The sequence below is a fragment of the Pseudomonas sp. PARCl1 genome (assembly GCF_947311875.1).
Classification (GTDB): domain Bacteria; phylum Pseudomonadota; class Gammaproteobacteria; order Pseudomonadales; family Pseudomonadaceae; genus Aquipseudomonas; species Aquipseudomonas juntendi.
The window spans coordinates 1-21,677 of sequence record NZ_CAMZMX010000045.1 but is presented as its reverse complement, the minus strand read 5'-3'; the positions used below and the strand labels follow the sequence as shown (position 1 = coordinate 21,677).

At 62.9% G+C, this 21,677-nt stretch carries 19 protein-coding genes; 12 read left to right on the top strand and 7 right to left on the bottom strand.

All coding sequences use genetic code 11. The features are described from left to right. Positions 1–50: 50 nt before the first annotated feature. Entirely contained in the window at positions 51–1,166 is a 1,116-nt protein-coding gene (locus QME24_RS20130; RefSeq protein WP_009684619.1) for a branched-chain amino acid ABC transporter substrate-binding protein, read from the bottom strand. Between the two features lie 359 nt (positions 1,167–1,525). Here QME24_RS20130 and QME24_RS20125 point away from each other — a divergent pair, with 359 nt between their 5' ends. Both QME24_RS20125 and QME24_RS20120 read left to right on the top strand, forming a co-directional pair. Next, entirely contained in the window at positions 1,526–1,837 is a 312-nt protein-coding gene (locus QME24_RS20125; protein WP_009684620.1) for a DUF2288 domain-containing protein, read from the top strand. Between the two features lie 165 nt (positions 1,838–2,002). Continuing rightward, positions 2,003–2,890 (top strand): NAD(P)-dependent oxidoreductase, encoded by an 888-nt coding sequence (locus QME24_RS20120; RefSeq protein ID WP_232892806.1) that lies wholly within the window; start codon positions 2,003–2,005, stop codon positions 2,888–2,890. Here QME24_RS20120 and QME24_RS20115 read toward each other — a convergent pair. Both QME24_RS20115 and rapA read right to left on the bottom strand, forming a co-directional pair. Continuing rightward, positions 2,790–5,054, bottom strand: a complete 2,265-nt coding sequence (locus QME24_RS20115) for an EAL domain-containing protein (protein WP_232892807.1) — start codon at positions 5,052–5,054, stop codon at positions 2,790–2,792. The two genes, QME24_RS20120 and QME24_RS20115, sit on opposite strands and share 101 nt — an antisense overlap. Before the next feature lie 254 nt (positions 5,055–5,308). Then, on the bottom strand, positions 5,309–8,155 hold the full coding sequence (gene rapA / locus QME24_RS20110; RefSeq protein ID WP_054904086.1) for an RNA polymerase-associated protein RapA: 2,847 nt from the start codon (positions 8,153–8,155) through the stop codon (positions 5,309–5,311). A 151-nt stretch (positions 8,156–8,306) separates the two neighbouring features. Here rapA and QME24_RS20105 point away from each other — a divergent pair, with 151 nt between their 5' ends. The 7 genes from QME24_RS20105 to QME24_RS20075 all read left to right on the top strand — a co-directional run bounded on the left by QME24_RS20105 (position 8,307) and on the right by QME24_RS20075 (position 13,172). Continuing rightward, complete coding sequence (locus QME24_RS20105; protein WP_232892809.1) at positions 8,307–9,002, top strand: hypothetical protein; 696 nt, start codon at positions 8,307–8,309, stop codon at positions 9,000–9,002. 63 nt (positions 9,003–9,065) lie between these two features. Next, a complete protein-coding gene (locus tag QME24_RS20100; protein ID WP_029885159.1) occupies positions 9,066–9,395 on the top strand; it encodes a hypothetical protein in 330 nt (109 codons plus the stop codon). A gap of 67 nt (positions 9,396–9,462) precedes the next feature. Further along, the gene (locus tag QME24_RS20095; RefSeq protein WP_009684626.1) at positions 9,463–9,624 is read left to right on the top strand and encodes a hypothetical protein; all 162 of its coding nucleotides are present in this window, start codon (positions 9,463–9,465) and stop codon (positions 9,622–9,624) included. A 135-nt stretch (positions 9,625–9,759) separates the two neighbouring features. Further along, positions 9,760–9,876, top strand: a complete 117-nt coding sequence (ccoM, locus tag QME24_RS20090) for a cytochrome c oxidase subunit CcoM (RefSeq protein WP_003254862.1) — start codon at positions 9,760–9,762, stop codon at positions 9,874–9,876. Positions 9,877–10,120: 244 nt separating this feature from the next. Continuing rightward, a complete protein-coding gene (locus QME24_RS20085) occupies positions 10,121–12,109 on the top strand; it encodes an FUSC family protein (RefSeq protein ID WP_235768014.1) in 1,989 nt (662 codons plus the stop codon). After that, complete coding sequence (locus tag QME24_RS20080) at positions 12,096–12,302, top strand: DUF1656 domain-containing protein (RefSeq protein WP_009684629.1); 207 nt, start codon at positions 12,096–12,098, stop codon at positions 12,300–12,302. The genes QME24_RS20085 and QME24_RS20080 overlap by 14 nt, the downstream gene beginning before the upstream one ends. Before the next feature lie 12 nt (positions 12,303–12,314). Continuing rightward, positions 12,315–13,172 (top strand): HlyD family secretion protein, encoded by an 858-nt coding sequence (locus tag QME24_RS20075; protein WP_192440797.1) that lies wholly within the window; start codon positions 12,315–12,317, stop codon positions 13,170–13,172. 22 nt (positions 13,173–13,194) lie between these two features. Here QME24_RS20075 and QME24_RS20070 read toward each other — a convergent pair whose 3' ends face one another. Next, positions 13,195–13,953, bottom strand: coding sequence for an SDR family oxidoreductase (locus QME24_RS20070; protein ID WP_280091514.1), 759 nt, complete (start codon positions 13,951–13,953; stop codon positions 13,195–13,197). A 112-nt stretch (positions 13,954–14,065) separates the two neighbouring features. Between QME24_RS20070 and QME24_RS20065 the strand changes: the two genes are divergently transcribed. Continuing rightward, positions 14,066–14,974: a LysR family transcriptional regulator gene (locus QME24_RS20065; protein WP_192440793.1), complete on the top strand. Its 909-nt coding sequence runs from the start codon at positions 14,066–14,068 to the stop codon at positions 14,972–14,974. Positions 14,975–15,099: 125 nt separating this feature from the next. After that, complete coding sequence (locus tag QME24_RS20060; RefSeq protein ID WP_029885164.1) at positions 15,100–15,429, top strand: DUF2025 family protein; 330 nt, start codon at positions 15,100–15,102, stop codon at positions 15,427–15,429. Positions 15,430–15,499: 70 nt separating this feature from the next. Here the strand turns inward: QME24_RS20060 and QME24_RS20055 are convergent, their stop codons facing one another. Both QME24_RS20055 and QME24_RS20050 read right to left on the bottom strand, forming a co-directional pair. Continuing rightward, a complete protein-coding gene (locus QME24_RS20055; RefSeq protein WP_280091515.1) occupies positions 15,500–18,064 on the bottom strand; it encodes an EAL domain-containing protein in 2,565 nt (854 codons plus the stop codon). A gap of 51 nt (positions 18,065–18,115) precedes the next feature. Continuing rightward, a complete protein-coding gene (locus tag QME24_RS20050) occupies positions 18,116–19,189 on the bottom strand; it encodes a diguanylate cyclase (protein ID WP_033690737.1) in 1,074 nt (357 codons plus the stop codon). Positions 19,190–19,318: 129 nt separating this feature from the next. Between QME24_RS20050 and QME24_RS20045 the strand changes: the two genes are divergently transcribed. Continuing rightward, positions 19,319–20,410 carry an MBL fold metallo-hydrolase gene (locus tag QME24_RS20045; protein ID WP_280091516.1) on the top strand — a complete coding sequence of 364 codons (1,092 nt, stop codon included), beginning with the start codon at positions 19,319–19,321 and terminating at the stop codon, positions 20,408–20,410. Positions 20,411–20,412: 2 nt separating this feature from the next. Here the strand turns inward: QME24_RS20045 and QME24_RS20040 are convergent, their stop codons facing one another. Then, on the bottom strand, positions 20,413–21,309 hold the full coding sequence (locus tag QME24_RS20040; protein WP_154211879.1) for a formate/nitrite transporter family protein: 897 nt from the start codon (positions 21,307–21,309) through the stop codon (positions 20,413–20,415). Between the last annotated feature and the right edge of the window lie 368 nt (positions 21,310–21,677).

The window sequence follows — 21,677 nt, the reverse complement described above, 5'->3', positions numbered from 1 at the left end:
AAGCCCACTGCTCGCACAGTGGGCTTCTAGGTCAGCTATTAGTCACGCAGTTACTGAGGGGAGACTTCGGTCTTCGGCTTGCCGAAGTGCCATTCGTAGACCACGAACTTGAAGTCTTTCAGGTCGCCTTTGGCGTCGTAGGACAGCTCGCCGGTCGGGGTTTTGAAGGTGCCGGCGTGGATGGCCTCGGCCACCTTGTCGGTGTCTTCGGACTTGGCGGCCTTGATGCCTTGGGCGATCAGTTCCACAGCCGAGTAGGCAGGGAATACGAACGGGCCGCTTGGGTCCTTGCCGTCAGCCTTGATGGCGTCGACGATCTTCTTGTTCGCAGGGTCGGCGTCGAACGACTTCGGCAGGGTGACCAGCAGGCCTTCGGAGGCGTTCTGGGCGATCTGCGAGATGGAGTCGTTGCCCACGCCTTCCGGGCCCATGAACTTGGCTTTCAGGCCTTTTTCCTGAGCCTGGCGCAGGATCAGGCCCAGCTCTGGGTGGTAGCCACCGTAGTAGACGAAGTCAACGTTGTTCTGCTTGAGCTTCTGGATGATCGAGGAGAAGTCCTTGTCACCCGCGTTGAGGCCCTCGAACACGGCGACCTTGGTGCCTTTTTTCTCCAGGGTCTGCTTGACCGCGGTGGCGATGCCTTCACCGTACTGTTGCTTGTCGTGCAGTACCGCCACCACTTTCGGTTTGACGAAGTCGGCGATGTAGTTGCCGGCCGCCGGGCCCTGAGCGCTGTCCAGGCCGATGGTGCGGAAGATCAGCTTGTAGCCACGGGCAGTGATTTCCGGCGAAGTGGCGGCCGGGGTGATCATGATCACGCCTTCGTCTTCGTAGATGTCCGATGCCGGCTGGGTGGAGCTGGAGCACAGGTGGCCGATGACGAACTTGACGCCGTCGTTGACCACCTTGTTGGCGACTGCCACGGCCTGTTTGGGGTCGCAAGCGTCGTCGTATTCCTTGGCTTCAAGCATTTTGCCATCGACGCCACCAGCGGCGTTGATATCCTTGATAGCTTGCTTGGCGCCGATGAACTGCATGTCGCCGTACTGGGTCACAGGGCCGGTCTTGGGGCCGGCGATGCCGATCTTGATGGTATCGGCGGCAAACGAATGGCTGGCTACCCCGGCCAGTACCATCGCGGCGAACAGCTTGGAAATCTTGATCATAGTGCTCCACTCATTCTGTTGTAATTCTTATAGTCCTGGCGGCCAGGGCTACAGACCGGGCGGGATTTGCGGCGTGGCCATGCCAACGCGCAAGCCCACCTTTCCCCCGGAACATGTCCCGGAACTGTACCGGTACAGTGTAGAGCGCTGTCGGATCGCTTGAAAAGCGGTCAAAAAGTGCCTGCTTCCTGGGTTGTCGCTTGATCGAAAGAAAGATACAGAAAGGCGCCATCAAACTGCCTGTATCTGCGCTTTCAGCCCACAAGTTCGGGGCTAATCGACCAAATTACATATTTGAAACCGGGTTTTTCTGCAAAAATGCCGGCCTTTTTTATTGGCGATTTTTGCGGATACCACCCATGACCGATCAAACAAGCACCCTCTATGCCAAATTGCTTGGCGAGACTGCAATCATCGAGTGGAAAGCGCTGGAGCGTTTCTGGGCAAAGGGTGACCTGATTTGGGTCGACCCCAGCCTGGATCTGATCGCTGTGGCTGAGGCGATGGCCGAGAACCGCAGTGAAATCTTCGCCAAATGGCGTAGTGATGGCACTGTGGGGCCTGTCTCGGCAGAGCAGGCCCTGGACCTGCAAACCCGCGATCCAGAGATATGGGCGGTGGTGGTGTCACCGTTCATCGTGATCCAGGCGAAGCGTGCTGACCAGGCGTGATCTTTTTTGGTGCGTAAAAATGCGCACCGGCCTCGTTTTGGTGCTCGCTGCTGCTCAGGGCGGGTAGAGGTAAGTAACAATTCGGCGTGGCGGTAACAGTTTACGGGATGCGTAATGAGGTTGCCCCGCACACCAGCTCGATATCGAATCTGACGGGAGTCATTGATGAACACTGCACTACCTTCGCTTGGTTTTGCCGGCATTGGCCTGATGGGCTTGCCCATGTGCCGCCGGTTGCTGGCTGCGGGCTATCCGCTGACGGTCTGGAACCGTAGCCCGGACAAGTGCGCCGCGCTGGTCGCCGCCGGTGCCCGTCTGGCTGGCAGCCCGGCCGAACTGTGCCGCGACAGCGACATGGTGTTGTTGTGCCTGGCCGACACGGCGGTGGTGCGTGAGGTGGTGTTTGGCGAGCAAGGCGTTGCCGAGGGTGGCCGTGGTGGCCAGTTGCTGATCGACTTCTCGAGCCTGGAGCCTACTGCCACCCGAGAAATGGCGGCCGAGCTGGCAGCGCTGTGCGGCATGGCCTGGCTCGATGCGCCGGTGTCAGGCGGCACCGCGGGTGCCGAAACTGGCACGCTGGCGATCATGGTCGGTGGCGAAGCGGCGGACCTGCAGCGCGCTCAGCCGGTACTTGAGGTGCTGGGCCAGCGTGTCACGCACATGGGGGCGGTGGGCGCAGGCCAGGTGACCAAGGCGTGCAACCAGATGATCGTCGCCTGCAATGCGCTGGTGATTGCCGAAGTGGTGGCCCTGGCCGAGCAGGCCGGGGTGGACGCCACGCTGCTGGCCGAGGCGCTGGCCGGTGGTTTTGCCGATTCCAGGCCGTTGCAGATCCTGGCACCGCAAATGGCCGAGAGCCGCTTCGAGCCGGTCAAATGGCACGTGCGCACCTTGCTCAAGGACCTGGACGGCGCGGTCAAGTTCGCGCGCGAGCAAGGTTCGGCAACACCGCTCAGTGGCCTCGCCGCGCAACTGATGCGCCTGCACGGTAGCCATGGGTACCTGCATAAAGATCCGGCGACCCTGGTAACGCTGTATCGCAGCAAGGGGTAAACACCACGAGGGTGCGCTGCAGCCGGTCCAGCATGGGTTGCAGCTCGGCCCAGGGCATTGGCCGCCCGAGCAGAAAGCCTTGCAGGTAGTCGCAGGCGTGGTCTGCGAGAAACGCCTGCTGTTCCTCGGTCTCCACGCCTTCGCTGACCACTTGCAAGTGCAGGGTATGCGCCATCACGATGATTGCCTGGACAATTTCACGGTCTTTCTGGCTGGCCGGCACGCCTTGCAGGAAGGTGCGGTCGATCTTCAGCACATCCAGGGGCAGGTGCTTGAGGTAGGCCAAGGACGAGTAGCCGGTGCCGAAGTCGTCGATCGACAGGGCGACGCCCAGGGCGCGGACCCGTTTCAGCAGGTTGACCGTGCGCTGGATATCCCCCATCAAGGCGTTTTCGGTCACTTCCAGCTCCAGCTGGTGCGCTGAGACCCCGGCGTGGAACAAGGCCGTCTCCACCTCGTTGGGCAGTTCGTCATGGCTGAGGGTCACCGCCGAGCAGTTGACCGTTACCTTGAGGTCGCCGTGGCCGCCGCGCTGCAGCAGGGCCAGGTCGGCGCAGGCGTGCCGCAACACCCACAAGTCGAGGTCGACGATCAGGCCGTTGGTTTCGGCTATGCCGATGAACCGGTCGGGCCCAAGCAGCCCATGCTGGGGGTGCTGCCAGCGTACCAGGGCTTCCAGCTTGGCCACCCGCCCAGTGCGCTGGTCGAAGATCGGCTGGTAATGCACGCACAGGCCGCGCTCTTCCAGCAGCGCCAGTCGCAACTCTTCTTCCAGTTGCAGGGCAATCGAGGCGCGTGCCTTGAGACTGTCATTGAAAAAATTCAGGCTGTTGCGGCCGTTGTCCTTGGACTGGTAAAGGGCCAGGTCCGCATGCTTGAGCAGCTCTTCGGCGCTGCTGCCATCATCCGGAAAGATACTCACCCCAATACTGGTGGTCATCACCATGCGCCTGCCGCAAAGCTCGATGGGGTCTTTCATGCGTTGCATGATGCGCTGGGCCAGGTGGCGGGCTTCGTCGCGGCTGTTGAGGCTGGTGACCACACAGAACTCATCGCCACCAAAGCGTGCCACCAGGTCCTGGCTGCGGGTCGCGGCCTTGATATGGTTGGCAATGACCTTGAGCAATTCATCGCCAGCGTGGTGGCCAAGGCTGTCATTGATGCGTTTGAAATGGTCGATATCCAGGAACATCACCGCCAGGCGGCTTTCGCTGGCCAGGTGCTCGGCCAGGCGTTCGGCGAACAGTTGGTTGAAACCACGGCGGTTGACCAGGTTGGTCAGTGCATCGTAGTGCGCTGCCTGCTGCAGTGACGCGCGGGCCTGGTCCAGTTCGCTGAGCAGCACGCTGACCCGGCGCAGGTCATGCTCCTTGCTTTGCAGCTTCTTGTCGGCCAGGGCCGCACTGATGCTGGCACCGCTGATCAGCAAGGTGATGAAACCGATGCCCAGCGCCAGTTGCAGGCTGTTATCCCCAGACGGCAAGCGCAGTGCGGTATCGCTGGGGATGACCAGGGTCATCGCCGACATCGCCGTGAAATGGGAAGCCACCATGCCCGCGGCGATCAGCAGGCTGGCGCCGTACTTCGCGGCCTGGTACAGGGTGCCGCTGCCATTGCGAAAGTTGCGCGCCAGGTACAATGCCAGCAGGCTGGTGAGCGGGGCGATGATGGCAGCACCCAGCAGCGGGCCGGTCTGGTAGTACTGCCGGGCGCCGGTTTGCATCGCGGCCATGCCGACAAAGTGCATGAGGACGATACCCATGCCGATCAGTACCGCGCTTTGGACGATGTGTGGCGTGCGCATGTCCTTGCGATCGAGGCTGCGCATGGCCAGCCAGGCAACCGCCAGGGCAATGAGCAGGGAAAGGATGGTCAGCGGCAGGTCGTAGTGCACTTCGACGGATGCCTGAAAGGCCAGCATGCTGATGAAATGCATGGCCCATATGCCGCCGGCCAGGCAGCAGGCGCCAAGTACGTTCCATTGCCGGTGGGCGGTAGGGTCTTCGCTGTGGGACTGGCGCTCGGCCATGTCGAGGGTGGCGAAACAGGCTGCGCAGGCTACTACGTAGGCGAGTAGAACCAGCAGCGGCTCATGCCGACAATCGAGCAGGATACGTCCGGTTGCCGGCAAGTCGGCGAACAGTTGCAGGCCCAGCCACTCCATGGAATGCCTCTCGATCGAGTTTTCACTCGTCTGCGCTACAACCCTGTGCAGACTGCCCAGAGGCAGTATAGGAACAAGTGTTTAAGCCTTCCTGGATAATGGCACATTGATTTCTACGATTTGGTTATCAACCTAATCGCTGTCGGAAATATGGCCCCCACCCAAGGGCAGCGTGCCCGCTATGTGCCTGGCACCGGCTACGCCAGTTTTCGCGGGTACCTGCGCTGCCCAGGGGGAGGGGTGCTGGTATGGCTTCAGCCGGCGACTAGTACACGAATGGCTTCCAGGCGCAGGGCAGCTTTTTCCAGCATTGCCAGGCCCTCTTCGCGCTGCTTGCGCAGGGCGTCGATTTCGCTGTCACGCACGCTTGGGTTCACCGCTTGCAAGGCGAGCAGGCGCGCCAGTTCTTCGTCGGCCTCCGCTGCCAGGCGGCGTTGGGCTTCGGCCACACGCTCGACGTGGGTCGGCAGGATCTTCTCTTCGCCACCGCTGATGCGCTTGGCCAACACGTCGCGCTGCGCCTGGACAAACTTGTTGGCACTGGCCCGTGGCACGCTTTCAAGCTGGTCGTTGAGCGTTTCGAAGGCCACGCGCGAGGCCAGGTCGTTGCCGTTGGCATCGAGCAGGCAGCGCAGTGCCGCAGGGGGCAGGTAACGTCCCAGTTGCAAGCTTCGCGGTGCCACCACCTCGCTGACGAACAGCAGTTCGAGCAGCACGGTACCGGGCTTGAGCGCCTTGTTCTTGATCAGGGCGACGGCCGTATTGCCCATGGAGCCAGACAGCACCAGGTCCATGCCGCCTTGCACCATCGGGTGTTCCCAGGTCAGGAACTGCATGTCTTCGCGCGACAGCGCCTGGGCGCGGTCGTAGGTAATGGTCACACCTTCGTCGTCGCCCAGCGGGAAGCTGGCGTCGAGCATTTTTTCGCTCGGCTTGAGGATGAGGGCGTTCTCGGAGTGGTCTTCGCTGTCGATGCCAAAGGCGTCGAACAGCGTTTCCATGTAGATCGGCAGGGCGAACTGGTCGTCCTGCTCGAGGATGGCTTCAACCAGCGCCTCGCCTTCACCCGCGCCGCCCGAGTTCAGCTCCAGCAAGCGATCGCGGCCGGTGTGCAGTTCGGCTTCCAGGCGCTCGCGTTCGTGACGGGCGTCGGCCACCAGGCTGTCCCAGGCCTTGCTGTCGCCGCCTTCGAGCAGCGGCAGCAGGCGTGGGCCGAACTGGTGCTGCAGGGCGTTGCCGGTCGGGCAGGTGTTGAGGAACGCGTTGAGCGCTTCGTGGTACCACTGGAACAGGCGTTCCTGCGGGCTGCCCTGCAGGTAGGGAACATGCAACTGGATGGTGTGCTTCTGGCCGATACGGTCCAGACGGCCGATACGTTGTTCCAGCAGGTCCGGGTGGGCCGGCAGGTCGAACATCACCAAGTGGTGCGAAAACTGGAAGTTGCGGCCTTCGCTGCCGATCTCGGAGCAGATCAGCACCTGGGCGCCGAACTCCTCATCGGCAAAGTAGGCGGCTGCCCGGTCGCGCTCCAGAATGCTCATGCCCTCATGGAACACCGAGGCCGGAATGCCGGAGCGCACGCGCAGGGCGTCTTCCAGGTCCATGGCGGTTTCGGCGTGGGCACAGATGACCAGCACCTTGGTGCGCTTGAGCATTTTCAGGGTGTCGATCAACCAGTCGACCCTTGGGTCGAAACGCCACCAGCGCTCGTCGTCGGTGCTGTCACCCTGTGCCTGGAAGGCGACCTCCGGGTACAGCTCGGCTTTCTCGCCTGGCGGCAGCTCGCGGTATTGCTCGGGCATGGCCACCGGGTAAGGGTGCAGTTGGCGCTCCGGGAAGCCCTGGACCGCCGCGCGGGTGTTACGGAACAGCACTCGGCCGGTGCCGTGGCGGTCGAGCAGCTCACGGATCAGCCGCGCGCTGGCCTGGGTATCGCCATCGCTGACCGCGGCCAGCAGCGCTTCGCCCTCAGCCCCCAGGAAGCCCTGGATGGTGGCGTGTGCCTTCGGCGACAGGCGGCCTTCGTCGAGCAGCTCTTGCACGGCTTCGGCGACCGGGCGGTAGTGATCGCTTTCGGCGCGGAAGGCGGCCAGGTCGTGGAAACGGTTGGGGTCGAGCAGGCGCAGGCGAGCGAAGTGGCTGTCCTGGCCAAGCTGTTCGGGGGTAGCGGTAAGCAGCAGTACGCCAGGAATCACCTGGGCCAGTTGCTCGACCAGGGCGTATTCGGCGCTGACCTGGTCCTCGTGCCAGACCAGGTGGTGAGCCTCATCGACAACCATCAGGTCCCAGCCGGCGGCAAACAGCGCATCCTGGGCCTTCTCGTCCTCTACCAGCCACTCCAGGGCCACCAGTGCCAACTGGGCGTCATCGAACGGGTTGCTGGCGTCGCTTTCGATGAAACGTTCGGCGTCGAACAGCGCCACCTGCAAGTTGAAGCGCCGGCGCATTTCTACCAGCCACTGGTGCTGAAGGTTCTCCGGCACCAGGATCAGTACTCGGCTGGCCCGGCCCGTCAGCAACTGGCGGTGAATGACCAGGCCAGCCTCGATGGTCTTGCCCAGGCCCACTTCGTCGGCCAGCAGTACCCGCGGCGCGCTGCGGTCGGCGACTTCGCGGGCAATGTGCAACTGGTGAGCGATTGGCTGAGCGCGGCAACCGCCCAGCCCCCACAGCGCCGACTGCATCTGCTTGCTGGTGTGCTGCAGTGTGTTGTAGCGCAGGCTGAACCACGCCAAAGGGTCGATCTGCCCGGCAAACAGGCGGTCGCTGGCCAGGCGGAACTGAATGAAGTTCGACAGCTGGGTTTCCGGCAAGGTGCGCGGCTGGTTCTGCCCGTCGAGGCCGTGGTAGACCATCAGCCCGTCGATGTCCTCGACCTCGCGTACGGTCAGCTTCCAGCCTTCGAAGTGGGTGATCTGGTCACCTGGCGCGAAGCGCACGCGAGTCAGCGGCGCATTGCGCAGGGAATACTGGCGCGTGTCGCCAGTGGCCGGGTAGAGCACGGTCAACAGGCGGCCATCCTGCGCCAGGATGGTACCCAGGCCGAGCTCTGCTTCGCTGTCGCTGATCCAGCGTTGCCCCGGTTGATACTGCTGCGCCATACTGCCTGAACTCCCGCGATGAAAAAGCCGATTATGTTAACGGATCGGCCGGTGAGACCAAAGTGCCGAGCGCACCTAATGGTGCCGAAAGCCATCAGTCTAGCCGTTTCACCGCTCTGTACCGCACCGCCGACGAGGGCCACGCACCAACATGTCTGCCAAGCACAGCTGGATCAGCGCTTTCATCGCCCTGGGCAGCCTGTTGCTGCTCAGTGCCTGCGAGCAGAAAACCTTCGAGCCTTTGGCCCCCATTCCCACCGATCAGCTTGAAGTGCTGGGCGTGCAGGCGCCGATCAAGAGCGTGCATTTTCGCGACCGCGATGGCGAAGGGCTGCTGGTATTGAGCCGCAGCGATGGCCAGGCCAGCGACCCGGAAAGCGAGCAGGAGGTCGACAAGGTGGTGCTCAAGGCCACCTTGTACGGGCGCACGGCGCAAAGCGATGCGTTCAAGGCCCGCTGGCAGATCGAGCAGGAAACCACGTGCCCCGGCCTGGACCTGGATGTCGACTTCTATACGGATGTCAGTGACGTCAGCGACCTGAACAAAGATGGCGTGGCCGAAGTGACAGTTGCCAGTCACGCCTTTTGCGGCGGGGGTATCGACCCCCACGACATCGCCATCGAAATGCGTGAAGGGCAGGCCAGCTACACCATTACCGGGCAGTCGCTGATCAGCCCCGCAGGCGAGGACCCGGTGGGGGGCGAGCGCACCGACAGCGCTTCGCTCAAGAACGCCCCGCAAGTGTTGCGTGACCACATGGATGCGGTCTGGCAGCAGGTCTACAAGCGCCCCTGGAGCGAAGCCAGCCCGCCCAGTGACGACGAGCCTGACGATGATGTGGAGTAAAGGCTGGGCCTGAGATCAAGGTAATGCCGCGCCTGCCGATACAGCGGGCATAGGAGAACGCCCATGCTGCCGCCGATCATACCGCTCAGTGCCGCCCCGGTGACCTCGCAACAGGACCCGGTCAAACCTACCCCCGACATCAAGCCGGTGGTACCGGCGCAGCCTGCGTCCGGCGAAACTGCCATCGACCTCAAGCAGCAGCGTGATCCACAGGAGCAGGCACTGCTGTTGCGTGATGAGCAGCGCCGCCAGCAGCAACGGCGCCAGCAGCGTGGGGAAGGGCGCTACAACCCCGAGCCTGGCGACGAGGTCAACGCCGACAATACTGTCCCGGTCGTGCCATTGATGGACGAGCCCAACCGCCAAGGGCTGCTGGTGGACATCGAAGTCTGACACGGGGCTGGTCAGCGCCTGCGTCGGGCTTCATCATGCAAGTCTCCGTTGATCGTCGAGCCCACCCATGAGCCAAGACAACCTTATCGATTTCGATGCTGAACGCGCCAAGCGCGTGCATGACCTCAAGGAAAAGCGCCTGAACGAGATGCGCAATGCATTCGAACAAGCCCTGCCGTTGAACACCGGCAAGAAAAAGAAGCCCAAGGGCAAGCCGAAGAAGCGCTGAAACTTGACGCAGGTCAACCCTGCACCTGCCTCGTGTGCCCGGGCCCGGGCACCATTGACCCTGATCAATTTTCCCTCGCCCGACATTGGTTAACGTTCTCCCATCGGACAACGGCAAACGAGTGGGGAGGCCAGCATGTTCTTCGACAATGTGGTTATCGCCGGTGTGGTAACGGTCGGGCTGATGGTTGCTTTCTTTGCCGGTCTGGGCATTTTCATCTGGAAGGACTCGAACAAGCGCAAGCCGCGCTGACCTTCCGGGTACACGAGCACGCAAGGCATTTAGGGCGACTTCGGTCGCCCATTTTTTTTGCCTGGCATTTGCGTGTTGCCTGCTGGGCCGCAGGGCTCAAGCCAGCTATCGCGCAGCGTGGCGTGCGCTGGCGCAGCAGTTGGATTGCAATGAAGATGAGTAGCTAGCTAATTATTCATTTTCACTTTATTCTCTGCGCCATTGTCTATCTTTTTACTACTACCCTCCCCGCAAGGTTCGCCCAGTGCCCATCACGCTTCAGGCCCTGTTCGCCCCCACCCCCCTCGCCATCAAGTTCGCCATCAAAACCCTGCTCGGTGGTGGCCTGGCGTTGTGGCTGGCAATGCGTTGGGGCCTGGAGCAGCCGTCCTGGGCATTGATGACGGCGTTTATCGTTGCCCAGCCGCTGTCTGGCATGGTGGTGCAGAAAGGCCTGGCGCGGTTGGCCGGGACCTTTGTCGGTACGGTCATGGCGGTGGTGCTGCTGGGCCTGTTCGCCCAGACCCCGGGGCTGTTTCTGATTGCCCTGGCCTTGTGGCTGGCCTTGTGCACCGCCGCCTCTACCCAGTTGCGCAGTGCCTGGGCCTATGCCTTCGTGCTGGCCGGCTACACGGCAGCGATCATCACCTTGCCGGCCATCGACCACCCGCTGCAGGTGTTCGACCAGGCGGTGGCCCGCTGCACCGAGATCAGCCTGGGTATTTTCTGCGCCACGGCCAGCAGTGCCTTGCTCTGGCCGATGCGGGTCGAGCAGCAGCTTGGCGGCCAGGCGCGTCAGGCCTGGCAGAACGGTCTGCAGGCCGCCAGTGCGATGCTGGGTGGCGAGGACGATGCACGCAGGGGCTTGCTGGAGAGCCTGGGGCGCATCGTTGCCATCGACAGCCAGCGCGAGCATGCCTGGTTCGAAGGCAACCGCGGGCGTCAGCGTGCCCGTGCCATTCGGGGGCTGAGCCAGAAGCTGATGGTGCTGTTGCGTATTTCCCGGTCGGTGCGCCGGCAGTGGCGGCAACTGGATGAGCAGCAGGCGGAACACCTGGCCCCCTGGTTGTCTGAAGTTCGGGCGCTGCTGGACAAGCCCGACCAGCCCAGCCTGTTGTTGCTGCGCCAGCGCGTCTGGGATGCCGCGCACGATGAGCATATAAGTTCGGTTGAGCATTACTGCCTGGCGCGCATGGCCCTGCTGCTGGATTACGCAATGGCCGCCGGCCAGGCGCTGGATGCTGTGGAAACGGGCACGGCGCCGAAGGATGTCGGCCAAGGCCTGGCCGTGCACCGCGATTGGTCGCTGGCCTTGCTGTTCGGTTCGCGTAGCGCACTGGCGTTTCTGGTGATGAGCGCTTTCTGGCTGGCCACCGCCTGGCCTTCGGCGCCGGGCGGCCTGGTGCTGACCTGTGTGGTCTGCAGCCTGTTCGCCAGCCGCGAGAATGGCGCGCAGATTGGCTTGAGTTTCCTGCGCGGGATCTGCCTGGCCATACCGGCAGCGTTCCTGGTCGGGCAGATTCTGCTGCCGCAATGGAGCAGTTTCGCGCTGCTTTGCCTGGGCATGGGCGTGCCGCTGTTGTTCGGCGCGCTGGGCATGGCCCACCCGCGTACCGGCGCCACTGCCACCTCTTATTGCCTGCACTTCATCGTACTGGTGTCGCCGGTGAATGCCATGCAGTTCAGCGTGGCGACCATGCTCAACAGTGCCTTGGCCATGCTGGTAGGGGTGTCGGCAGCGGTCATGGCGTTTCGCTTGTTGGTGTTCCGTCACCCGGCCTGGCTTGGGCGGCGCCTGCGTGCTGCAACCCAGAGTGACCTGGTGCGCCTGACCCGGCGTGACCTGCGCGGGGCCGATACTTGGTTCGGCGGGCGCATGGCCGACCGCCTGATGCAGTTGGCGCGGCATGCCAGCGAGTTGCCCGAGGGCGAGCGCAAGCGCTGGGACGATGGCCTGCACGGGCTGGATATCGGTGATGAACTGGTGCACCTGCGCATGTGCCTGGCGGTCGCGCAGGCGCCGTTGGGCGGCGCCGAGCGGGAGTACCTGCAGCAAGTGGAGGCGGTACTGGCCAAAGGGCCTGCCGCCGGGCGCGGGCAACAGCTGGACAGTGCCAGCGAACGATTCATTGCTGCGTTGCACCGCCAGCCTGCGAGCGACCCGCTGCGGTTGGCCGAGGGCGCGGTGCTGCAATTGCAGAAAAGCTGGGGCAAGTGGTGCCGCTGGCAGGAGGAAGCCCATGGGGTTGCGTGAATGGGAAGTGGGGGGCGTGCTGCTCAGCCCGTTTTTGCTTTATGTGTTGCTGGCGCTGGTGCTTACCGGCCTGCTGCGCCTGCTGGTGCAGGCCACACCGTTGGCGCGCTGGATCTGGCATGAAGCGCTGTTCGATGCGGCGGTTTTCGTTTGTGTGCTGTTCCTGGTGGTACGCCTGCTGGGAGCTTTTTAAAGGAGTGTTTCGATGCGTGCGGCCGTACGTACTCTTGTAACCCTGTGTGTGGTGGCCCTGGCCGTGTTGGCCGGCTACCAACTGTGGCAGTACTACATGCTTACCCCCTGGACCCGGGATGCCCGTGTGCGCGCCGATGTGGTGGTGATTGCACCTGACGTTTCCGGCTGGGTGCGCCAGCTCAAGGTGCATGACAACCAGCAGGTCAAGGCGGGTGAGCTGTTGATGAGCATCGACCGCGAGCGTTTCCAGGCCGCGTTCGACCAGGCCAGTGCGGTGACGCAAACTCGCGCCCAGCAGCTGCGCCTGCGCGAGAGTGAAGCAGCCCGGCGTACCGCCCTGGGGCCCGAGGCGATCAGTGCCGAGCTGCGGGAGAACGCGCAGATCAATGCTGCCATCGCCCGTGGCGAGTTGCAGGAAGCCCAGGCGCAGCTGCAGGTGGCGAAAATCAACCTGGCGCGCAGTGAAGTGCGTGCGCCGCGCAGCGGGCATATCACCAACCTGCGCCTGGCCGAAGGCAACTACGTGAACACCGGCCAGTCGGTGATGGCCTTGGTGGACGATTCGACGTTCTATATCCAGGCCTACTTCGAGGAAACCAAGCTGCCGCGCATTCGCGTGGGTGACCCGGTAAAGGTCTGGCTGATGGGCGCGGGTGAACCCATGCAGGGGCAGGTAGAAAGCATCAGCCGCGGCATCACCGACAGCAACAGCAACCCGGACAGCCAGCTGCTGCCGGAGGTTGAGCCGACCTTCAATTGGGTGCGCCTGGCCCAGCGGATACCGGTGAGAATCCGCCTGGACCAGGTGCCCGACGGCGTGACCCTGAGTGCGGGGATGACTGCGAGTGTGCAAGTGCATGAGCCGTGAGCCGGGGCCCAGGCACCCGCCACTACAGGAACATACCGCCCGAAACCTCCAGGCGCTGCCCGGTGATCCAGCCATTACCGTCTTCCCGCACCAAGGCGATCGCCGCGCTGATGTCATCCGGCAAACCCACCCGTCCCAGCGCGGTGTTGCCAGCAATGTAGTCATTCACCTGCGGGTTGTCCCGCACGACGCCCCCGCCAAAATCGGTCTCGATGGCCCCCGGCGCCAGGATGTTCACGCGAATGCCCCGGGCGCCCAGTTCCTTGGCCTGGTAGCGGGTCAGCACTTCCATCGCGCCTTTCATGGCGGCATAGGCGGCGTACCCTGGTAGGGCAAACCGTGCCAGCCCGGTCGAAATGTTGATGATCCGGCCGTTATCGACCAGCAGTGGCAACAGGCGTTGGGTGAGGAAGAACGGGCCTTTGAGCCGAATGTTCAGCAGTTGGTCGAATTGCGCCTCGCTGGTTTCGGTATACGGCACGTTCAACCCGATGCCGGCATTGTTCACCAGAAAGTCGAAACGCTGGCGACCGTGGTGCTGCTGCAAGGCAGCCGCCAGCCGCTCGGCAAAGCCGGCAAAGCTGCTGGCGTCACCCACATCCAGTTGCAGCATGGTCGCCTTCACACCTGCCTGCTCCAGCGTGGCCGCCACGGCCTGTGCTTCTTGCGCCTTGCTGTTGTAGGTGCCGATGATGTGGATGCCACGGGCGGCCAGATGCTCGGCGGTGTTACAGCCAAGGCCGCGGCTTGCGCCGGTGATCAGGGCAATCTTGCGGGTCATGGTAAGAACCTCGTGATGGGTGGATGCTCCCAGGTTATTGGTCGGCTGGCGGGTGTTAAATCCTGCAAAAATGGAAATACTGTTCGCCTCAACCGGATAGTCGAGGGCGGGCGTGAACAAGTTGGAGTTGCTGCGGACCTTTGTGCGGGTCAGTGAGGTGAACAGCTTTACCCTGGCCGCCGAGAGCCTGGGCTTGCCACGTTCGACCGTGTCGGAACAGGTCAGGGCGCTGGAGCGCCTGCTGGGTACGCAACTGTTCAACCGCACCACCCGCCGGGTGCGGGCCACGCAGGATGGTGCCTTGCTGTACACACGCAGCAAGGACCTGCTGTCAGGTATGGAAGAGATCGAGAGCCTGTTCAGCGCCGATGATGCCGAACTGGCCGGGCGCCTGCGTGTCGACCTGCCGACGATGATGGCGCGGCGGGTCATCATTCCCGCGTTACCCCGGTTCCTGCAGCGTTTTCCACGTTTGCAGGTAGAGCTCAGTTGCACCGATCGGCAGGTCGATTTGCTGCGTGAGGGCTTCGACTGCGTGATGCGCATCGGCGCCTTGCATGACCTGGATGTCGTGGCCAGGCCGGTCGGGCAATTGAGCATGCGCAACTGTGCCAGCCCGGCTTACTTGGCGCGCCATGGGGTGCCCCGTACCCTGCAGGACCTGGCAGGGCATCAATTGGTGCACTACGTGCGCAACCTGGGGGGGCGCTGCGCCGGCTTCGAATACGTGCAAGGTGGCCAGGTGCAGTACCAGCCCATGGCTGGGGCGGTAACGGTCAATAATGCCGAGGCCTACTCGGCAGCCTGCCTGGCCGGGCTGGGGCTGATACAGGTACCGGCGGTGGGGGTGGCCGAGCACCTGCAGCGCGGCGAACTGGTCGCACTGCTGCCGGCCTGGCAGGCGCCGGCCATGCCCGTGTCGTTGCTGTATGCGCGGCAACGGCATGTACCCCGCCGGGTGCAAGCGTTCATGCAGTGGCTGGCAGAGGTGCTTAGCAGCGAGGTCGATGCTACGGCGTGAAGTTGAGCCGGGTCATGGCGCACGCACGGCTGCTTGCATTAGGCTTGGACTGGCGAGGTGCCCGGCAGAGGCGACCCTGTGCTGCCCAGCGTGCGTATCTTCCGATTTCATCACGAGGTTACGCCATGGCCATTACTTCCCAGGACATCTGCAACGCAGCTGACCAGCTCAAAGGCTTCGTCGGCTTTCATGACAAGCGCGGCGTTCATATCGTGCGTTTTTCCGAAGACGCGTTCGGTATGGATGTCGCTGACGCCAGCATCACCCCCTGCAGCGAGTTTGTCTGGCGCCCCGAGCAGGGGCAGCGCATGGCCCTGTGCCGGGAGCGCCTGGCACTGTTGCTGGACCAGCACGTGGATGACCGCTTGAACATCGCCGAGCCGCTGCGCATCTACCTGCGCCGCGGCGACTTGCCGGAAATCATCGCCGAGCGGCGTGTGCAGCCTACTGGCTGAGGCCCGCTCGCGCCCGTTGGGTTGATCGAGGCGTTGCCGCGCAACCGTGCAGGGGCGGCTCGACCCGCGCCTACCGGGGGCGCTGCAACAACGCCCGCATGGCCGCGGTATCCAGTGGCCGGCTCAGGTAATAGCCCTGTACTTCATGGCAGCGGTCCATTCGCAGCATGGCTAGTTGCTGTTCGGTTTCCACGCCCTCGGCCGTCACGGTCAGCCCCATTGCCTTGCCCAGGTTGATGATGGCCTGGACCACCGCACGGTCGCTGCCGCCGTTGGTGCTCAGGCCACTGATGAAGCGCTTGTCGATCTTGAGGCTGTCGAAAGGATACGTTCGCAGGTAACCCAGCGATGAATAGCCGGTACCGAAGTCGTCCATGTTCAGGCACACGCCCAGTTCTTTGAGCGACAGCATGGTCCCCAGCGCGCCCTCGATGTCGTTGAGCATCACGTTCTCGGTGATCTCCAGTTCCAGGCGTTGCGCCGGGAATGCCGTGCCCAGCAGGATTTCCCGCACGTCTTGTACCACATCGCTGCGCAGGAACTGCGCCGGTGACAGGTTGACCGACACCAGGATGTCTGCAGGCCAGTCAAGGGCGGTGCGGCAGGCCTCGTGCAGCACCCAGCGGCCCAGCGCGACAATGATATCGCTCTGTTCGGCCAGCGGGATGAAGGTATCCGGCCCCAGCAGCCCTTCCTGGGGGTGCTGCCAGCGTATCAGCGCCTCGACCGCGACCACGCGCAGGTCGCTGAGGCGGTAGCGCGGCTGATAGTGCAACTCGAACTCCTGGTTGCGCAGGGCGCGGCGCAGGTCGTTCTCCAGTTGCCGCCGGTACTGGATCTGCTGGTTCATTTCGCTGGCGAAGTAGCGCCAGGTGCTCTTGCCGTCTGCCTTGGCCTGGTACAGGGCAATGTCGGCACAGCGAATCAGCTCGCCGGCGTCGAAGCCCTGGGTGCGGGTCTGGGCGATGCCGATGCTGGCGCCAATGTGCAGGGGTTGGCTGTCGAACATGACCGGTTGTTGCAGCAAGCCGATCAGGCGCGCGCAGAAGCGGTCGATCTCCTGGCGGTTGTCCATGCCGCCAAGTACCACGATGAACTCGTCCCCGCCCAACCGCGCCACCAGGTCACCGTCGCGGGTGGTGTCGCGCAGGCGGGCTGCCACTTCCTGCAGTACCGCATCGCCAGCCGCATAGCCGAGTGAGTCGTTGATCGGCTTGAAGTTGTCCAGGTCAAGCAGCAACAGGGTCAACGGCGGTGAGTCTGTGCCGCGCAGCAGGGCCTGTTCCAGGTGCCGGGCCAGTTTGTTGCGGTTGGCCAGGCCGGTCAGTGGGTCGTGCAAGGACAGGTGCTGAATACGCGCATGGGCGTCGACTTCGTCGGTGATATCGCTGGCAGTGCCGCGCAAACCCACGGCCGTGTCCTGGTGCCAGATGGCGCGGGCGGAAATCCGACAATAGCGGTTCTGGCCATTCTGGTCGCGGTAGGTGCAGCGCAGGTTGGCCAGCTGCTGTGGGTCAGCGGTAGCCAGGGCATCCAGCCAGGGCGACAAGGGCGTGGTGTCGCAGGCCAGCAACTGGTTGAGCGGTTGGCCGAGCCAGTCTTCGACCGGGTAGCCCGTCACGCTGGCAAAGCGTTGCGACAAGTAGGTCAGGCGGTGGTGCCGATCGGTCTCCCAGATCCAGTCCGATGCCGACTCGGCCACCGCGCGAAAACGTTGCTCGCTGGCCTCCAGCGCCAGGTTGCTATGCTGCAGGTGGGCAAGCGTCAAGCCGATGGCCCGGGAGCTGCGCCACGCATGGCGGCACAGGTAGAGCATGACCAGCCCAAGGATCAGCAGGGCGCTGAGCAGGGCAGGCAATACCGCCCCTAGCAGCTGGCGCCCAGGCAACACGCTGTTCCACGACAGATGGTAGCCGGTGTCGCCCAGGTTGATGCGCAGGTGGTGGTGGGCTTGTGCGTCTTCCTTCTCAACGCGTATGCCGGCCAGGCCTGCACGCTTACCCAGCTGCGCCAGTTTGGCCTCGGTCAGCTGGTCGACGAACAGCAAGACCGGCGCCTGGCTCACTTCGCCTTCAGTGACATCGCGATCTGGCCGTATGGCCGCGGCGGTGAGCACGGCCGGCCAGCCATTGAACAGCACGAAGCGGGTGATCTGATCGCGGGCAATGGCCGCCGCTCGGGCCTGGTCGATGATCGGCTGGATAGGGGCATCTATGTACGTGCCTACGCCTGCGGGGCTGGGCTGGCCTTTGAACAGGGCATAGGTGGTGCGGCCGTTTTCCACGACGAACACGCCTTCATAGCCGCTGGCGCTGTACAGCGATTCACCTATGTTCTTTTCATCATAGGCCCACTGCCAGTCGGCTTCGCCAGACAAGTGCTGCAAGGCGTCCTCCCATACGGCATAACTGGACAGGAATTGGCGCGACGCCAGTAACCGTTGCTCCAGCGCCTGATTGGCATGGAAGGCGCTGCGTTCGCGCTCTTGCTGGTCGAGGGTTGCGGCGATGTTGAACAGTGCGCCGAGAATGACCATGCAAGCCAGACCGTAAACGGTGCTGAAGCCGGCGATCAGGTTACGCACTTGGAAACGTGGGGTAGGGCTGGCGGGTAGAAGGTTGGCAGTCCTGGCCATGCGCGAGCGGCTCCTTCAGGAAACCTCCTGCCAGGCAGTGAGGCAGCAGGTTCAATCAGGATAGGCCAGCTTCAGTGCGGTAGCTGCGCCACCGGCAAAATTCACCCGGTCGCGGCCAGCGTGCTTGGCAGTGTATAGCGCCTTGTCTGCCTCTTGCAGCCAATGTTCCGGTGACTCCAGGCTGGCATTGAAAGGCGACAGACCAATACTCAGGCTGATGCGCAGGTGAGGGAGCTGCGCGTTGCGATACCCGGAAACCTGCTCACGCAGGCGTTCCATGATCTGGCAGGCCTGGGCTTCGCTGGTACCCGGCAGGATCACGCAGAATTCGTCGCCACCGTAGCGCCCGGCCTGGTCGCACTCGCGCAGGTTGCGGCGCAGCTCGGCGCTGAGCTGGCGCAGTACGCAGTCGCCAACCACGTGGCCAAAGGTGTCGTTGATGGTCTTGAAATGATCGATGTCGATCAAGGCGATCACCGCGTGTGCCTTTTGCTGTTTGCATTTTTGGTATTTGACGAGCAACAGGTCTTTCCAGGCGCCGTGGTTGAGCAACCCGGTGAGGCTATCCGTGAGGCTCAGGGCGCTGAGCCGGCGTTTATGGTCGCCCAGCTGGATTGCCAGCCGGTAGCACACCCAGCCCAGAGCCAGGGGGTACAGCGTCAGCATGGGCAGGCAGGCGTATATCTGCAGTGCAGTGGCATTCAATTGCAGGCCTGGGGCGAGCAGGAGGGTGCCGACCAGAATCCCGGCCAGTTGCGCAACAGCCCCTTTGAGCACCAATTGCCGGCCCCCGGCGGCCACGTTGTTCATGGTCATCATCGACAGCACGGTCACGGTCGGCAGCGGGTTGAAGTGCATGGCGGCGGCCCAGAAACCGCCCAGCAGCGAGTCCAGCAACAGGTTGCGTTGCTCGGCCCGGTACGGGGTTGCCGACCGGCTCGCCCACAAGTAGGCGACGTGGGGCCACAACAGGCCATTGAACAGCATCAGGCCCCACACCCAGGTGGGCGGGGATTGCGGGGCCACGCCAGCCATGACGCTGAACAGGCCGATGCCCATGCCCACCACACGTGGCGGGTAGATGCGCTTGACGAACGAAAGGCCTTTGCCGCTGCGGTTGTGCATCATGCTCATGTTCTTCTACCGGGGTACCGTTTATCGCATAAATCGCATGAATATTGTCGAACAGTGTCGTCCCACTGAAAAATGACCTTACAAGCCAATTCACGGTTGATGCGATCACTGTGGGGTAACATGCGGACTTTCCTGTTGCTAGGAGTGTTGCTGATGGTTCCTTTGGCCAATGCTGCCGGTGACCCGGCGCCCCAGCGTGACGGGCGTTTTCACAATCAGGCGCAGCTACCGAAAGATGGCGTGCTGAAGAAGCTGCGCATCGGTCTGAAGTACCTGTTCCTGCGCAAACCGCCGAATACCCGGCCAACCACGCCGGTCAGCCTACAACCGATGACCCGCCAGCAGGTGCTCGATGCGCCAGACCGCAGTTTGTGGCGGCTGGGCCATTCCACGGTATTGCTGAAGTTGCGGGGGCGCTTCTTCATTACCGACCCGGTATTCGCCGAACGCGCCTCACCGGTGCAGTGGGCCGGCCCGCAGCGGTTCCATGCGCCCCCGCTGGGGCTTGACCAGCTGCCGCCACTGGCGGCGGTGGTGTTGTCGCACGACCATTTCGATCACCTCGACGAGCAGGCAATCCGCCAGCTGGCCTCGCGAACCGGGGTTTTCCTGGCCCCGCTTGGCGTGGGTGAGCTGCTGATCAGTTGGGGCGTTGCGCCAGCGAAGGTGCGTCAGCTGGACTGGTGGCAGGAAAGCGAAGTGCAGGGTGTGCGTTTCATTGCTACCCCGGCCCAGCACTTTTCCGGGCGTGGGCTGTTGGACAGCAATCGCACCTTGTGGGCCTCGTGGGTGATCATCGACCAAGGCGTGCGGGTGTTCTTCAGTGGCGATACGGGCTATTTCAACGGGTTCAAGCTGATTGGCGAGCGCTTTGGGCCGTTTGACCTGACCCTGGTCGAGACCGGCGCCTACAATCTCGCCTGGTCTGATGTGCACATGCAGCCAGAGCAGAGCCTGCAGGCCCACCTGGATTTACGCGGGCGCTGGTTGCTGCCGATCCATAATGGCACGTTTGACTTGTCCACCCACGGCTGGCAGGAACCCTTCGAGCGCATCCTGGCGTTGGCAAACCAGGCCCAGGTACGGCTCAGTACGCCGCAGATGGGCGAGCGGGTGAGCCTCGACTCGCCGCATGCCGGGCAGAACTGGTGGCAGCCCCGCCCGGTGCGCCAGCGCAGCCTGAAGAATGAGCGAAGCGTTGCGGCGCGCTAGTGTCACTTGGTGTCGTCTTTGCCGCGCTGGCGTTGCGCCCGCTCGTGCTCCAACAGCCGCGAGGGTGCCTTGCCACTGTCACTGCGCACCTGAGCGTGGCTGATGAGCGCGAAAATGAAACTACCGCCGATGATGTTGCCGGCCAGTGTCGGCAAGGCAAACTCCAGCCAGAAGCTGCGCCAGGTTTCTTCGCCGGCCCACACCAGGTAGGACACCTCGACCGAGCCCACTACTATATGGGTGAAGTCGCCAATGGCCATCAGGTAGGTGATCATCAGGATGATCCAGATCTTGGCGTTCTCCATCGAGGGGATCATCCATACCATGGTGGCGATCATCCAGCCCGAGACGATGCCCTTGGCGAACATCTGGCTGATGTCGTTGCTCATGACCTTGTGGCCGATCTCCAGAAACGCCATGTCGGTCTTGCTGTCGAAGATCGGCAGCTCGAGCATCACCCAGGCCACCAGCAGGGTACCCGCCAGGTTGCCCAGCAGCACTACGCCCCAAAGCCGCAGAAGGCGGCCGAAGTTGGCAAGGGTAGGGCTGGTCATGACCGGCAGCACCGCAGTCAGGGTGTTCTCGGTAAACAGTTGCTGGCGGGCCAGGATCACGGCAAGGAAGCCGGCGCTGTAGCCGATGCTGGCGACTACCTGGGCGCTTTCACCTTCTGGCAGGCGGGCATAGAACAGTCCCATGGCCATCAGGGACAAGCCCATCGACAAACCGGCGGCGACAGCCGACCACCACAAGGCGGCGAGGGTCCGTTCCAGTTCCTGATCGCCCTGGTAGCGAATGGTCTCGTGCAGCACTGCCGCTCGTGGCGGTTGGTTGTGGCTGACTTCCTGCTCTTCATCTGCCGAAAGCCCTGGGGTTTTCTCGCTTTGCTCGACACTCATGGCCGTTTCGCTCCGTGGTGGGGTTCTCTACAGATTCGTGGCGGTTTCATTAGTTGCCGGGGGGCAGGCGAAACGGCTGAGAAAAGTTTTTGGAACAAGGTGTTGACTCTGAATTCAAAGCGCGTATTATTCGCCTCCTCGCAGCGATCAACGCTTCGAGGCAAGCGGTAAGTTGTTGAAGTTGTTGGCTTTCGAAAGAAAGCAGCGGTAAAAAACTTCAAAATAAACGCTTGACAGCAAATGAGGAAAGCGTAGAATGCGCGCCTCGGTTGAGACGAAACGCTCTTAACCACCGCTCTTTAACAAATCGAATCAAGCAATTCGTGTGGGTGCTTGTGAGTACGGACTGATAGTCAAAAAGATTATCA

Bases quoted from the DNA above. Each gene is read 5' to 3' on its own strand.
- QME24_RS20125 (WP_009684620.1), top strand. From the start codon at position 1,526: ATGACCGATCAAACAAGCACCCTCTATGCCAAATTGCTTGGCGAGACT.
- QME24_RS20075 (WP_192440797.1), top strand. From the start codon at position 12,315: ATGCGTGCGGCCGTACGTACTCTTGTAACCCTGTGTGTGGTGGCCCTG.
- QME24_RS20130 (WP_009684619.1), bottom strand. From the start codon at position 1,166: ATGATCAAGATTTCCAAGCTGTTCGCCGCGATGGTACTGGCCGGGGTA.
- QME24_RS20060 (WP_029885164.1), top strand. From the start codon at position 15,100: ATGGCCATTACTTCCCAGGACATCTGCAACGCAGCTGACCAGCTCAAA.
- QME24_RS20070 (WP_280091514.1), bottom strand. From the start codon at position 13,953: ATGACCCGCAAGATTGCCCTGATCACCGGCGCAAGCCGCGGCCTTGGC.
- QME24_RS20100 (WP_029885159.1), top strand. From the start codon at position 9,066: ATGCTGCCGCCGATCATACCGCTCAGTGCCGCCCCGGTGACCTCGCAA.
- QME24_RS20105 (WP_232892809.1), top strand. From the start codon at position 8,307: ATGTCTGCCAAGCACAGCTGGATCAGCGCTTTCATCGCCCTGGGCAGC.
- QME24_RS20050 (WP_033690737.1), bottom strand. From the start codon at position 19,189: ATGCACAACCGCAGCGGCAAAGGCCTTTCGTTCGTCAAGCGCATCTAC.
- QME24_RS20120 (WP_232892806.1), top strand. From the start codon at position 2,003: ATGAACACTGCACTACCTTCGCTTGGTTTTGCCGGCATTGGCCTGATG.
- rapA (WP_054904086.1), bottom strand. From the start codon at position 8,155: ATGGCGCAGCAGTATCAACCGGGGCAACGCTGGATCAGCGACAGCGAA.
- QME24_RS20055 (WP_280091515.1), bottom strand. From the start codon at position 18,064: ATGGCCAGGACTGCCAACCTTCTACCCGCCAGCCCTACCCCACGTTTC.
- ccoM (WP_003254862.1), top strand. From the start codon at position 9,760: ATGTTCTTCGACAATGTGGTTATCGCCGGTGTGGTAACGGTCGGGCTG.
- QME24_RS20080 (WP_009684629.1), top strand. From the start codon at position 12,096: ATGGGGTTGCGTGAATGGGAAGTGGGGGGCGTGCTGCTCAGCCCGTTT.
- QME24_RS20115 (WP_232892807.1), bottom strand. From the start codon at position 5,054: ATGGAGTGGCTGGGCCTGCAACTGTTCGCCGACTTGCCGGCAACCGGA.
- QME24_RS20045 (WP_280091516.1), top strand. From the start codon at position 19,319: ATGCGGACTTTCCTGTTGCTAGGAGTGTTGCTGATGGTTCCTTTGGCC.
- QME24_RS20040 (WP_154211879.1), bottom strand. From the start codon at position 21,309: ATGAGTGTCGAGCAAAGCGAGAAAACCCCAGGGCTTTCGGCAGATGAA.
- QME24_RS20095 (WP_009684626.1), top strand. From the start codon at position 9,463: ATGAGCCAAGACAACCTTATCGATTTCGATGCTGAACGCGCCAAGCGC.